The organism is Acinetobacter lactucae, from assembly GCF_001605885.1.
Lineage (GTDB): Bacteria > Pseudomonadota > Gammaproteobacteria > Pseudomonadales > Moraxellaceae > Acinetobacter > Acinetobacter lactucae.
In genome coordinates, this window is sequence record NZ_LRPE01000023.1 from 60,712 (window position 1) to 74,473 (window position 13,762).

Here is a 13,762-nt window from a genome sequence, read left to right on the forward strand (position 1 = left end):
CACATTGCCTAAACAAAGGTCTTCAACCACAGTAATTCCTACTGTTAAGACACTAAATTTTTATATTTAGGTGTGACCAGCACAAACTGGTCACATCAATACAGCCTTTAAAGCACATAGAATGCACTTCATTTCTTATAAATATCGACTACATTTACAACGCTCTCAACTGACTCGCAATTTGCGCTAAGCGAGTAATTTCAGCCCAATCTTGTGCAACTACAGTAGCTTTAGGTGTTAACCATGAACCACCCACACAAACTACGTTTGGTTGCTTTAAGAAATCCGGTGCTGACTCTGCCGTAATTCCCCCTGTAGGGCAAAAACGCAAGTTTGGAAATGGACCATAAAATGCTTTTAGCATCTCAACGCCACCAGCCTGTTGAGCTGGAAAGAACTTCACAATGTCATAACCCAACTCAATCGCTTGAATCAGATCACTTGGTGTCATCACACCCGGCAATAAAGGTAAACCAGCGTCTTGTGCAGCCAAATGCAGATCTTTAGTCAGACCGGGAGACACGCCAAATTGAGCACCTGCTTTTTTGGCTCGCGCACAATGTTCTGGCTTGGTAATCGTACCTACACCTACCACAATGTCATCTGCCAACTGGCTTGCACGCTCAATAGCGGCAAGACCAGCAGCGGTACGCAATGTAATTTCAAGGACTTTTACACCACCTGCATGCAACGCACGTGATACATCTTCACCTTGCCCGGCAGAATCAAATGCCAATACGGGAATAACTGGACCTAATTTGACGATATCTTCAATTTTAATCATTATTTTTCAGTTCCTTTGATTCAAATCTGCTCTGGTGAAGTTTCACCAACTAATGCACCAAATACAGATGCTCCATGTTCAGCTGGCGCAGCAGCAGCACGGAATACACCAAATAATTCACGGCCAAAGCCAACTTCGTTTTCTGCCTGATGTTCTGGCTGTGCAACAGGTCGTGACTGCCAAGTCTGTTCATCTATTTCGACATCGAGTACGCCAGCCTCTGCATCAATGATCAACATATCCCCTGTTTGAACTTTAGCAATCGGCCCATTTAATAAGGCTTCTGGAGATAAATGAATCACTGCAGGAACTTTGCCTGAAGCACCAGACATACGACCATCAGTGACTAAAGCAACATGGAAACCTTGATCTTGTAAAACACCCAACACAGGAGTTAAACGATGCAACTCAGGCATACCATTCGCACGCGCACCTTGGAAACGAACAACTGCAATAAAGTCGCGGTGTAATTCACCACGATCAAATGCTGCTTGCACTGCTTCTTGAGAATCAAACACAATAGCTGGCGCTTTAACTTTGCGATGCTCAGGCGCAACAGCAGAAATCTTGATAACACCACGACCAAGGCGACCTTGCATTAAACGCAAGCCACCATCTGGTTGAAACGGCGCGTCAATGCTACGGAGTACTTTGTCATCAAGGCTTTGAACCACACCATCAACCCAAGTGAGCTTACCGTCAATCAATTTCGGTTCTTTGGTGTAATGCTGTAAACCCTTACCAGCCACTGTCGTTACATCGTTATGCAATAAGCCAGCTTCAAGTAAGTTACGAATGAGGAAAGCAACCCCACCCGCAGCTTGGAAATGGTTTACATCGGCCTTACCATTTGGATAGATTTTTGCGAGCAATGGAACAACAGCAGACAACTCATCAAAGTCGTCCCAGTCAATCAAGATGCCAGCTGCACGAGCAATCGCAATTAGATGCAGAGTATGGTTGGTTGAACCACCTGTCGCGAGCAATGCTACGATGCCATTGATAATGGCTTTTTCATCAATAACATGACCAATCGGCGTGTAGTTTCCGCGCTCAACTGTTAAATCAAGTACACGAATCGCCGCTTCTGCGGTAAGTGCATCACGTAATGGCGTGTGAGGATGAACAAATGCAGCGCTTGGCAAATGCAAGCCCATTACTTCCATCAGCATTTGGTTACTGTTAGCCGTACCGTAAAAAGTACAAGTTCCTTGTCCGTGATAAGCAGCTGACTCAGCTTCTAGCAAAGCATCTCGGCCAACCTGACCTGTTGCAAATTGCTGACGAATTTTGGCTTTCTCGTCGTTAGATAACCCACTGGTCATGGGGCCAGCTGGCACAAAAATAGTAGGTAAATAACCAAACTGCAAAGCACCGATCAGTAAGCCCGGTACAATCTTGTCACACACACCCAGACATAAAGCTGCGTCAAACATGTTATGAGACAACGCGATCGCTGTGCTCATCGCAATAGTTTCACGAGAGAACAGTGAGAGCTCCATACCGGCATTACCTTGGGTAATACCGTCACACATCGCAGGAACACCACCTGCAAACTGTGCCACGCCACCATTCTCACGAGCAGCTGTTTTAATTAAATCTGGAAATGTTTTATAAGGTGCATGGGCCGAAAGCATTTCGTTATATGACGATACAATGCCAATATTGGGTTCACGGCCGACTTTAATAATTAATTTTTCATTATCGTCCATACTGGCAAAACCATGAGCCAGATTAGCGCATGAAAGTGCCCCACGAGCAGGAAATTTGCCTTGTGCATGTTCGATACGTTGTAAATATGCAGAACGAGTTTTTTGACTGCGCGCGATTACACGCTCGGTCACTTTTGCCAGTATAGGATTCGGCAAGTCCATGCTGGACGCTCCTGTACAACCGGATAAGCCGGAAAATAAAAATAGACCAAATGATATATTTGACGATCATTTAGAAAAGAGATTAACAATATTATTAAGGCGAAAAGCGACATGCAAGCCCTTGTCAGCGCTGTGGTAATTGCCTAGGCATTGGTATTAAAGACAAATAATGTTTAAGTTATAAGCAAAAGACTAATTTTATTTTGGACTATATTTACAACTTAATTAAGCATTAAAAAGTATGAGAAAATTCTCTTAATATCAAAGTAATAATAACGCTTTTGCAAATGTATAAATACCTATTTAATTGCACTCATTCTTATATTTGAAATGTTTATAATTTATTCTTTTTAACCTACATAATACCTATTAAATCTTAATTTAAATTACGTATATTATTTGTAATATACCTCTCAAGACTGATTAAAATAACAGCACATATTTTCCCTAAAAAAATTTAGAGAGAATATTTGAAAATTACATTAAATAGAAATTTACTTTTTATAAATATATACAAAAAACTGTTTAATTCTTCTACAAAAAAACCATGAATACAGTGCTTAAGCTTTATACTGGACGAATATTAGTTAGAAATAATTTGATGGTCGATAGTGCTTAAGTCTAATGGGCTAAAGTCTATCTTGGACACAAAAACAGCACATGTTAAAACATGACAACCCGTTCAATCTGTATCAAAAAATAATACGTGTTGAGCAGGAAGTTAGGAAAACTATTTTAAATCAGGACTTGGGTATTTCAACGTGGCTACATCAGTATTAGTTATCAATTGCGGTTCTTCATCTATTAAATACGCACTGGTTTCAGAGCGCCGTGAAGACCGTATTTACGGTTTAGCAGAAAACTTGGGGGCAGCTGACGCTCGTATTAAGGGAATTACAGTCGGTGGTGAACCACTTGAACTTTCAATCCCTTATGCTGACCATGCCAAAGCTTTAGAAACTTTACTTGCACGTCTTGCCAACTACAAACCGCAAGCAATCGGTCACCGTGTCGTACACGGTGGTAGTTTAACCAAAGCAGAATTACTCACTCCTGAAATTATTGAACGTATTCGTGCTGCGACACCTTTAGCCCCACTTCATAACCCAGCACATTTAATTGGTATTGACGCAACCGTACGTCTATTCCCTGAATTACCGCAAGTTGCAGTATTCGACACTGCATTCCATCAAACCATGCCACCGCATGCATACCGTTATGCAATTCCTAAGTTTTTATATACTGACCACAACGTTCGTCGTTATGGCTTCCATGGTACAAGCCATGCTTATGTGTCTGATAAAGCGAGTGAGCTGGCAGGTAACCTGAAAAAAGGTGGATGGTTAACAGCACATCTAGGAAACGGTAGTTCAACTTGCGCAGTATGGAATGGACAAAGTGTTGATACCTCTATGGGCCTTACTCCACTTGAAGGCGTAGTGATGGGAACACGTAGTGGTGACGTTGATCCAAGCTTACATAGCTTCCTTGCGAAAAACCTCGGTTGGGACTTAGCAAAAATTGATAAGGTTTTAAATAACGAAAGTGGCTTACTAGGCTTATCACAACTGTCTAATGACATGCGCACAGTGATTGAAGCTGCCGAAAATGGCAATGAAGATGCCACTCTTGCAATCGAAGTATTCAGTTATCGCCTTGCAAAATCACTTGCTGCATTAAGCTGTGGTTTACCAACTTTAGACGGGTTAATTTTCACAGGTGGTATTGGTGAGAACTCAGCTTATATTCGTGAAAAAACCTTAGCTTATTTACCTCATTTTGGTTTGCAGCTTGATAAAGATCAAAACAACAACCTAAAACGTGGCACTGAAGGCCGAATCGACAACGGTACAGGACCTCAAATTTGGGTCATTCCAACAGATGAAGAAGGTCGTATTGCCAAAGAAACTCGTCAAGTTGTAGAAGCGGCAGAAAATACAGCATCTGTAGCAAGCCTTGCTTAATTAGAGCTTAGCGAAAACTCGATATTTATTTATAGGTTTATATGAATACAATTTTATTGATTCCTACAGGCGAAGGGGTTGGCTTAACCTCTGCCTGTTTAGGCATGATTTACGCACTTGATTGTAACGGGATTAAAGCAGGCTTTTTAAAACCATTTTCTCAAGAAGACCAAGAGCATCTTGACCGAACCACTTCATTATTTGGTCATTTATTTCAAAGTAAAACTGTTCAATCTATTTCGCATGAAAAATTAACTCAGCTTATTGCCGCTGGGGAAGTAGATGAATTACTTGAAGAAGCTGTTAGCCTGCATCGTAGCGTTGCAGCAGACCATGATGTCATTATTGTGGAAGGCTTATTACCTAACGGACAAGACCACTTCGCTAGTGAACTCAACGCCAGTCTTGCTCAAGCGCTTGATGCAGAAGTCGTGTTGGTCAGCACAGCAGATATTCAAAACCCGAAAAAAGCCGCAGAAAAAGTAGATGCTCATTTACGCCAGTTTGGCGGCGCAGCGTCAAATCGCACTGCTGGCGTACTCTTTATGCGTACCCGTGGATTAACCGAAGAAACAGCACAAATTCCTGTTGCGTTTGATCCATCGTTACGTCCAACTGAAGAAATCGCAAAATTTACAAGTGAGCTGCAAAAATATAATCGTTATTTTGGCTCAAGCGACTTACCGATTATTGGACTTGTTCCTTTTAGCAATACGCTGAGCGTACCAAGAACACTTGATATTGCAAATGTCATTGATGGGCAATGGGTACATCAAGGTGAAGCTAAAACACGTCGTATTTTGCATTCGAGTTTAATTGCCTCAAGCATTGAATATGAACTGAATAAGTTCATTGCAGGTGAATTGATCATTAGTGCATCTGAGCGTACCGACGTATTACTGGCAAGTAGTTTGGCAACCAGCAATGGTATTCCTCTGGCAGGTTTAGTACTTACAGAACGAGAAGCGCCAGCACCAGAACTTTTAGAGTTTTGCCAAAGTGCAATTAAACAAGGTTTGCCAATTTTACATACCCGTTTAAATACACTTGAAACCGCACAGCGCCTGTCTAATTTTGGTAATGAAATTCCGACTGACGATACCGAACGCGCTGAGCAAGTGACCCGATTTGTTTCAAGTCATATTGATGTTGAATGGCTTAAGCAGCATAGCAACAATGCTGCTACCCCTCGCCTGTCGCCATCGGCTTTCCGTCATGAACTGGTGCAAAAATCGATTGCAGCGAAAAAACGAATTGTTCTACCCGAAGGTGATGAACCACGCACCATTCAAGCTGCGGCAATTTGTCAGGCACGTGGTATTGCTGACTGTATTTTATTAGCTAAGCCAGATGCTGTGTACGATGTTGCAAAAGCACGCGGTATTGAATTACCTGCCGAATTGGCAATTGTTGACCCTGATAGTATTCGTGATCAATACGTTGTACCAATGGTTGAGCTACGTAAAGGCAAACTCAACGAGCTGCAAGCAAAAGAACAGCTTCAAGATACGGTTGTGCTTGGCACCATGATGTTAGCTTTAGATCAAGTCGACGGTTTAGTTTCAGGTGCGGTACACACCACAGCAAATACGGTCCGCCCAGCATTCCAGCTCATCAAAACAGCCCCTGATTATTCACTGGTTTCATCAATCTTCTTTATGCTTTTGCCAGATGAAGTTTATGTATATGGCGACTGTGCAATTAATCCTGACCCTACCGCAGAACAACTAGCTGAAATTGCAATTCAGTCTGCTGACTCAGCGAAAGCATTTGGAATTGACCCGCGTATTGCCATGATCAGCTACTCAACTGGGACGTCAGGAACAGGTGCTGATGTAGAAAAAGTACAGCAAGCAACTCAAATTGCTCAACAACGTCGTCCTGATTTACTGATTGATGGCCCACTTCAATACGATGCAGCTTCCGTTGAAAGTGTAGGACGTCAAAAGGCACCAGACTCACGTGTTGCTGGCCGTGCCAATGTATTTATTTTCCCAGATTTAAATACGGGTAATACCACTTACAAAGCGGTACAGCGTGCTGCAAATGTTGTGAGCGTTGGACCAATGCTGCAAGGCCTCAACAAACCAGTCAATGACTTGTCTCGTGGAGCATTGGTAGATGACATCGTCTTTACCATTGCATTAACAGCAATTCAGGCAGAACAGCAAGCCGCTGCCAAATAATTAATATAATTAACCTTTACTACCTCTCGCCATTTGATGTCCGCTCAAATGGCTTTTTTTATTTTAATCACTCAAAAATAAATAGTTTTTCTGATTTCTTACGTTTAAATCGCTTCAAATCTTCTTATGCGACTTTCGGTCAAAAGATCAACCAATCTCCCACAACGCTGTCTTTTTGTCATATAATTTAGCCCGCTAGCTAACAGCCCGCTCAAGAGATTTTCTGGTATGACAACGATTATCAAACAAGATGACTTGATTACATCAATCAAGGACGCCCTACAGTTTATTTCGTACTATCACCCGCAAGACTTTATCCAAGCGATGAGCCGTGCTTATGATCGCGAAGAAAACAAAGCCGCAAAGGATGCAATTGCACAGATTCTAATTAACTCTCGCATGTGTGCGGAAGGTCATCGTCCAATTTGCCAAGATACTGGTATTGTTAACGTTTTCCTTGAAGTGGGCTTAGATGTTAAATTTGATTTAACAATGAGCTTAGACGATGCGGTAAATGAAGGTGTTCGCCAAGGTTACCTTGAAAACAGCAACGTTCTTCGTGCATCTGTACTTGCTGACCCTGCATTTGGTCGTAAAAACACAAAAGATAATACCCCTGCTGTAATCCACTACAAACTCGTTCCGGGTAATAAAGTAGATATTACTGTTGCTGCTAAAGGTGGCGGTTCAGAAAACAAATCTAAACTTGCGATGCTTAACCCATCTGACTCGATTGTTGACTGGGTTCTTAAAACTGTTCCAACAATGGGTGCAGGCTGGTGTCCTCCAGGTATGCTCGGTATTGGTATTGGTGGTACTGCTGAAAAAGCCATGATGCTTGCTAAAGAAGCGCTCATGGAAGAAATCAACATGGACGAATTACTTCGCCGTGGACCAGAGAACAAAATCGAAGAACTTCGTATCGAAATCTTTGAAAAAGTAAACGCTCTTGGTATTGGTGCTCAAGGCCTAGGCGGTTTAACGACTGTTCTTGATATTAAGATTAAAGATTACCCATGTCATGCTGCTGGTAAACCAGTAGGTATGATCCCTAACTGTGCTGCTACTCGTCATGCTCACTTCCAGCTTGATGGTACAGGTGTAGCTCATATTCAAGCACCAAAACTTGAAGACTACCCATCTGTAACTTGGGACTCTTCACAGTCTAAACGCGTAAACCTTGATACCATTACTCAAGAAGAAATGGATTCTTGGAAACCGGGTGATACATTACTTCTTAGCGGAACAATGTACACAGGTCGTGATGCTGCTCACAAACGCATGGTTGAAATGATCGACAATGGTGAAGAATTACCAGTTGATCTTAAAGGTAAATTTATTTACTACGTTGGCCCAGTTGATCCAGTAGGTGATGAAGTCGTTGGTCCCGCTGGCCCTACAACTGCAACACGTATGGATAAATTCACACGTAAAGTATTAGAACATACTGGCCTATTCGGTATGATCGGTAAAGCTGACCGTGGCCCTACAGCAATTGAAGCAATCAAAGACAACAAAGCAACTTACTTAATGGCAGTTGGTGGTGCGGCTTACCTCGTATCGAAAGCTGTTCGTGAAGCTGAAGTTGTTGCATTTGCAGACTTAGGTATGGAAGCCATCTACAAATTCGTAGTTGAAGATATGCCTGTTTCAGTTGCAGTTGATGTAAACGGTACTTCAATTCACGCAGTAGCTCCAAAAATCTGGCAAGCGAAAATTGGAAAAATTCCAGTAGTCGATGCAGCAGCTGGCTAATCAAGAAAAGCACCGAATTCGGTGCTTTTTTTATGCATTCTTTTTTATTTTAAAATCTGAAAAGAATTGTAACAATTACTTCGTCAATCTGTGCTATTAATGAAAGCACCCTCTCGCCAAATATTGAATATAGGTCATTTCATGACTATTCGCCCTATTCTTAAAAATCTCTCAATCAGCCTTTGTCTAAGCTGTATTACCACAAGCTTGTTTGCCTCTCCTGCCAAGTTAAGTTCAGTTAAAGAACTCATGCAAATGAGCCAAATTGATTACCTGCTTAAAGAATCAATTAATGAATTAACGCCTTACTATGATCAACAGGCAGAACAGATCGTTAGTAATATCACGGGTATCAAAACTTTAGGACCAAAAGAAAAAGAGGCCGCGAAGAAGTTAGGTTTGCTCCTAAAAGATTCGAGTAATCAGCTCATTAGCAATCCCAAAACAGCTCAAGCCTTACAGGATATTTACCTAAAGACTTATACTGAAGAGGAAATTCAGGCTAACCTGAAATTTTTAAAAACCCCAGAAGGCCAATCAATTACGCGCAAAAATGTACAGATTATGGGGCAAATTTCAGAATATATGATGGAGTTGGGACAGCAAACATTTAATGATCCTAAAGCACGAGATCACATGCAAGAAGAGATGCTTAAAATTCTCGCACCGTTGATGAAAGATAAAGAAAAGTCTTAACTTTTCTTTATCTTTTTCAGCTCATTACCAAGTTAAAGGATTCCATAATTTAAATGGTTTAATCAGGTGTACATCTGATTTTTCGTCATATTTGGCTGGCTTTAATTCTTGTGGTTTATTGCGTATTTTTCCTGAAGCATCTTCAGCCACAAAATTGTAGCTAGAGGATTTAAGCTCGGTAAATGCTATCTCTCTACGACCAATATTGTCTTGCATTAACATAAATGGGCCAGTGTGTTCAGCACGATCCATTTTATTTTCTTCATCATATTTCAAATAATAAGACGTGCCTGCCTCAACAGTAATATCAATATATTTTGGTACTTGAAAATGAATACCCAATAAAGGGCGACTCGCAGAAAGACGATAGGTTCCTGCTGGTAACTCAATCCAATAATAATGATTATGTAATAGACTCGGAATTCGCTTACCATTCACAAAGAGATTAATTGCTGCGATTTCCTGACGATTCCATTTTGTGTCTGGTCGATATAAATAAACTACAGCAGCTTGTTCATTTTGTGGTTTGATTGGAGCAAATGTCTGGCCTAATTTTTGGTTGACCCAGCCTCCTACAGTAAAACCGCCTAAATGATATTGATCTAATAAACCAGGTTCTTTTTCAACATCAACTTTAGGTAGAGTCGCGGTCAATTCACTCGGATTTTTTTCTAAATGAGATGAACTTTGACAGCCTACAAACAGTCCGGCACAACACAAAGATACGATTAAATAACGCATGGCATCCCTCAAAGCGTTTTGTTTTTGATTTATTTTTTACACCGCAAAACTATGCGTATTTTGTATTTTTAAGATTAACACTACCCATATAAATTGAAAACAAAAAAAGCATGAATCACGAGCGCGATTCATGCTTTTTAGATGAATGAAATCTATGCAGACTTCGAGTCAATAACCTTTAAATCTGCCTTAGCAACACTCTCATGCGTTGTAGCTTCTTTAGGTTGGCGTTCAGCCTGATAAACAGGTTCTGCCTCACCATTAATGACTGCTTCATTAATAATGACTGTTCCAACATCTGTACGACTTGGTAAATCGTACATAGTTTCAAGCAGCACGTTCTCCATAATAGAGCGTAGACCCCGCGCACCCGTATTACGTTCAAGCGCTTTTTTAGCAACAGCACGTAATGCAGAATCTTCAAAGATCAGATCAACATTTTCCATAGTGAAAAGATATTGATACTGGCGTGTTAATGCATTTTTTGGCTCAGTCAAAATTTGCATTAAAGCTTCTTCGTCTAGCTCTTCAAGTGTCGCAATTACTGGTAAACGACCAATGAATTCTGGAATTAAACCAAATTTCACCAAATCAGTTGGCTCAACCTGACGGAACAATTCAGCAAGCTTTTTGGTTTCATCTTTGTTTTTAACATCAGCTGTAAAACCAATACCGCCTTTCTCTTGACGCTGTTGTACAATTTTTTCCAAACCAGAAAATGCACCACCACAAATAAATAAGATATTTGAGGTGTCAATTTGGATAAACTCTTGCTGTGGATGCTTACGACCACCTTGAGGCGGAATCGAAGCCACTGTACCTTCAATCATTTTTAATAATGCTTGTTGTACACCTTCACCAGACACATCACGCGTAATTGATGGATTTTCAGATTTACGAGTAATCTTATCAATCTCATCGATATAAATAATACCCTTCTGAGCTTTCTCTACATCGTAATCTGCTTTTTGCAAAAGCTTTTGTACAATATTTTCAACATCTTCGCCCACATAACCTGCTTCGGTTAATGTTGTAGCATCTGCCATCGCAAATGGAACATCTAAAAGGCGAGCTAATGTTTGCGCAAGTAAAGTTTTACCCGAACCTGTAGGTCCAATCAGTAGAATATTACTTTTAGCAATTTCTACTTCTTTAGACACATGTCCATTATGACCAACTTTTAGGCGTTTATAATGGTTATAAACCGCAACAGATAATGTCTTTTTGGCAAGATCTTGACCAATTACATATTGATCAAGCGCAGCACGTATTTCATGTGGCTTTGGCAATGCCTTACTTGCCCAGTCCCCTGCTTCAACCTGTTGGCTGGTTTGTACAAGGTCTAAGCAGACATCCACACATTCATTACAAATATATGCGTCCTCACCCGCAATCAGTTTCCCGACTTCAGACTGCGTTTTACCGCAAAATGAACAATGTTTTTGTCCTTGAGGATGTTCGGACATATTCACTCCACAAATAGAATCTTAAATATTAGGGCAAGATGCACTGCATAAATAACTAAATGGAGATCTTTTTCAACATCTCAAGTTATTTATATAAGAAGGTCCTTATGGACGCTTACTTAACACCTGATCAACCAGACCATATTCTTTAGCAGCTTGAGCTGTCATAAAGTTATCACGGTCAGTATCACGAGCAACGGTTTCATAGTCTTGACCACTGTGCTCTGCCATTAAGCGGTTCAAGCGCTCTTTAATAAAGAGAATTTCACGCGCATGGATTTCAATATCCGATGCTTGACCACGGAAACCACCCAATGGTTGATGAATCATGACACGGGCATTTTCTAAACAATAGCGTTTGCCTTTAGCGCCCGCATTTAATAAGAATGCACCCATTGAAGCAGCTTGGCCCATACAATATGTCACGACATCAGGTTTAATAAACTGCATTGTGTCATAAATAGCCATACCCGCTGTCACAGATCCACCTGGAGAGTTGATATAAAGGTGGATATCTTTATCAGGGTTTTCAGCTTCTAAAAACAACATTTGGGCAACAATTAGATTTGCCATGTTGTCTTCAACTTCACCTGTCAAAAAAATGACGCGCTCACGTAAAAGTCGTGAATAAATATCAAAAGAACGTTCGCCGCGAGAAGATTGTTCAACCACAACAGGAACTAAAGCATTTTCAATTGTTGGAACATACATACGTTATTTATTCCTAAATTTTTTGTGACTTAACCTATGGCAACAATATGCGGGATAATTTCTCAAATTGCAAAAGGTTCGCACTGAAATATTATATTATTTATACCTAAGTACTTAATGTCGCACTCAAATTGACCACATAAAGAAAAGCAAAAAAGGCGCCTAAGGCGCCTTTTTCTGACTTCTTAAAAAATTAGCCCATACGGCGAGCTTGTTGTTCTTTCAATAAGTCATCATAAGATACAGCTTTGTCAGTCACTTTAGCACCAGCTAAGATGTGATCAACAACTTGATCTTCTAATACAACTGCTTCGATTTGAGCACGTTGTTGAGCATCATTTTTGAAGTATTCAATTACTTCAGTTGGATCTTCGTAAGAAGAAGCCATGTCGTCAATGTAAGCATCAACGCGAGCTTGGTCAACTTCAAGTTTAGCGTCAGCTAAAACTTTGCTTACCAATACGCCAAGCTTAACAGAACGCTCTGCTTGTTCTTTGAACAATTCGTCAGGAAGCATGCTCTTATCAAAAGATTGCGCGCCTGCACCACCAAATTGTTGAGTGAACTGTTGAACCATTTGTTGACGTTGACGGTCAATTTCTTGGGCAACCATTGCAGTTGGAACTTCAACTTCGTTCGCAGCAACAAGTGCATCAAAAGCAGCTTGTTTAACTTGGTTCCGTAAACCATTGCGAACTTCACGTTCCATGTTTTTACGAACGTCAGCTTTTAACTTCTCAACGCCTTCTTCTTCAGTTACACCGAAGATTTTTAAGAATTCAGCATCAATTTCTGGAAGTTTTGATTTCTCAACTTGCTTCACAGTGATTTTGAACTGAGCTGCTTTACCAGCCAAGTTTTCAGCTTGGTAATCTTCTGGGAAAGTAACGTCAATTACTTTCTCTTCACCAGCTTTCATACCGATGATGCCGTCTTCGAAGCCAGGGATCATACGACCTGAACCTAACACAAGTTTAAAGTCTTCAGCAGAACCGCCTTCGAACTTCTCACCATCGATAGTGCCTTCGAAGTCAAAAGTCACTTGCATGTCTTTCTTCGCCATACCCTTGGTTACAGCCCAAGTTTGACGTTGTTTTTGCAAGTTTTCGATCATAGCGTCAACGTCAGCGTCTTTAATTTCAGCTGATTTACGTTCAACTTCTAAGCCGTCAAATGCTTTTACTTCAACTTCTGGATAAACTTCTACAGTTGCTTCAAAAACTAAAGCATCTTCTTTATGTTCAACTTTCTCAATATTCGGCATACCTACCGCATTGATTTTTTCTTGTTGAATTGCTTCAAAAACGCTATCACGAATGATGTCATTTACAACTTCTTGATAAATGCTTGCACCGTATTCGCGACGAACAACGTTTTCAGGTACTTTACCTGGACGGAAGCCGTTGATCTTCACAGTTTTGGCAGTGCGCTTCAAACGAGCTTCAAATTGCTCGTTAATACGGCTCGTCGGTACAGACACATTTAAACGACGGGCAACGCCCGAAACCGCTTCAGTCGTTACTTGCATGGCTTCCTCGATAAAAATTAGTTAGTAGGAACAGTTTTTAAAAAAGTGCTGTATTAT

The 13,762-nt window shown here is 40.8% G+C and carries 11 protein-coding genes; 5 read left to right on the forward strand and 6 right to left on the reverse strand.

Annotated features, from left to right (window positions below):
* Window positions 1-154: 154 nt before the first annotated feature.
* Window positions 155-784: a bifunctional 4-hydroxy-2-oxoglutarate aldolase/2-dehydro-3-deoxy-phosphogluconate aldolase gene (gene eda, locus AWW73_RS09920; protein WP_062849557.1), complete on the reverse strand. Its 630-nt coding sequence runs from the start codon at window positions 782-784 to the stop codon at window positions 155-157.
* A gap of 20 nt (window positions 785-804) precedes the next feature.
* Window positions 805-2,658, reverse strand: coding sequence for a phosphogluconate dehydratase (edd, locus tag AWW73_RS09925; protein WP_016144287.1), 1,854 nt, complete (start codon window positions 2,656-2,658; stop codon window positions 805-807).
* 660 nt (window positions 2,659-3,318) lie between these two features.
* Here edd and AWW73_RS18605 point away from each other — a divergent pair.
* The 5 genes from AWW73_RS18605 (at window position 3,319) to AWW73_RS09945 (ending at window position 9,259) form a co-directional block, all read left to right on the forward strand.
* Entirely contained in the window at window positions 3,319-3,438 is a 120-nt protein-coding gene (locus AWW73_RS18605) for a hypothetical protein (protein ID WP_079748237.1), read from the forward strand.
* The gene (locus AWW73_RS09930; protein ID WP_057104935.1) at window positions 3,420-4,622 is read left to right on the forward strand and encodes an acetate/propionate family kinase; all 1,203 of its coding nucleotides are present in this window, start codon (window positions 3,420-3,422) and stop codon (window positions 4,620-4,622) included. Before AWW73_RS18605 ends, AWW73_RS09930 begins: the two co-directional genes overlap by 19 nt.
* Window positions 4,623-4,663: 41 nt before the next feature.
* Complete coding sequence (gene pta, locus AWW73_RS09935; protein WP_062849558.1) at window positions 4,664-6,808, forward strand: phosphate acetyltransferase; 2,145 nt, start codon at window positions 4,664-4,666, stop codon at window positions 6,806-6,808.
* A gap of 228 nt (window positions 6,809-7,036) precedes the next feature.
* Window positions 7,037-8,563 (forward strand): fumarate hydratase, encoded by a 1,527-nt coding sequence (locus tag AWW73_RS09940; RefSeq protein ID WP_002115045.1) that lies wholly within the window; start codon window positions 7,037-7,039, stop codon window positions 8,561-8,563.
* A 141-nt stretch (window positions 8,564-8,704) separates the two neighbouring features.
* Window positions 8,705-9,259: a DUF2059 domain-containing protein gene (locus AWW73_RS09945; protein ID WP_004794750.1), complete on the forward strand. Its 555-nt coding sequence runs from the start codon at window positions 8,705-8,707 to the stop codon at window positions 9,257-9,259.
* A 24-nt stretch (window positions 9,260-9,283) separates the two neighbouring features.
* Here the strand turns inward: AWW73_RS09945 and AWW73_RS09950 are convergent, their stop codons facing one another.
* The 4 genes from AWW73_RS09950 to tig form a co-directional block, all read right to left on the reverse strand.
* Window positions 9,284-10,000, reverse strand: coding sequence for a DUF2846 domain-containing protein (locus AWW73_RS09950; protein ID WP_062849559.1), 717 nt, complete (start codon window positions 9,998-10,000; stop codon window positions 9,284-9,286).
* Window positions 10,001-10,152: 152 nt separating this feature from the next.
* Entirely contained in the window at window positions 10,153-11,466 is a 1,314-nt protein-coding gene (clpX, locus tag AWW73_RS09955) for an ATP-dependent Clp protease ATP-binding subunit ClpX (RefSeq protein WP_031947311.1), read from the reverse strand.
* Between the two features lie 105 nt (window positions 11,467-11,571).
* Window positions 11,572-12,177 (reverse strand): ATP-dependent Clp endopeptidase proteolytic subunit ClpP, encoded by a 606-nt coding sequence (gene clpP, locus AWW73_RS09960; RefSeq protein WP_002114870.1) that lies wholly within the window; start codon window positions 12,175-12,177, stop codon window positions 11,572-11,574.
* Between the two features lie 193 nt (window positions 12,178-12,370).
* Window positions 12,371-13,705 (reverse strand): trigger factor, encoded by a 1,335-nt coding sequence (tig, locus tag AWW73_RS09965; protein ID WP_002114878.1) that lies wholly within the window; start codon window positions 13,703-13,705, stop codon window positions 12,371-12,373.
* Between the last annotated feature and the right edge of the window lie 57 nt (window positions 13,706-13,762).

What these genes read in the sequence shown, in the direction of transcription:
- AWW73_RS09945 (WP_004794750.1), top strand. Translation starts at nt 8,705, where the DNA reads ATGACTATTCGCCCTATTCTTAAAAATCTCTCAATCAGCCTTTGTCTA.
- tig (WP_002114878.1), bottom strand. Translation starts at nt 13,705, where the DNA reads ATGCAAGTAACGACTGAAGCGGTTTCGGGCGTTGCCCGTCGTTTAAAT.
- pta (WP_062849558.1), top strand. Translation starts at nt 4,664, where the DNA reads ATGAATACAATTTTATTGATTCCTACAGGCGAAGGGGTTGGCTTAACC.
- AWW73_RS09940 (WP_002115045.1), top strand. Translation starts at nt 7,037, where the DNA reads ATGACAACGATTATCAAACAAGATGACTTGATTACATCAATCAAGGAC.
- AWW73_RS09950 (WP_062849559.1), bottom strand. Translation starts at nt 10,000, where the DNA reads ATGCGTTATTTAATCGTATCTTTGTGTTGTGCCGGACTGTTTGTAGGC.
- clpP (WP_002114870.1), bottom strand. Translation starts at nt 12,177, where the DNA reads ATGTATGTTCCAACAATTGAAAATGCTTTAGTTCCTGTTGTGGTTGAA.
- clpX (WP_031947311.1), bottom strand. Translation starts at nt 11,466, where the DNA reads ATGTCCGAACATCCTCAAGGACAAAAACATTGTTCATTTTGCGGTAAA.
- edd (WP_016144287.1), bottom strand. Translation starts at nt 2,658, where the DNA reads ATGGACTTGCCGAATCCTATACTGGCAAAAGTGACCGAGCGTGTAATC.
- eda (WP_062849557.1), bottom strand. Translation starts at nt 784, where the DNA reads ATGATTAAAATTGAAGATATCGTCAAATTAGGTCCAGTTATTCCCGTA.
- AWW73_RS18605 (WP_079748237.1), top strand. Translation starts at nt 3,319, where the DNA reads ATGTTAAAACATGACAACCCGTTCAATCTGTATCAAAAAATAATACGT.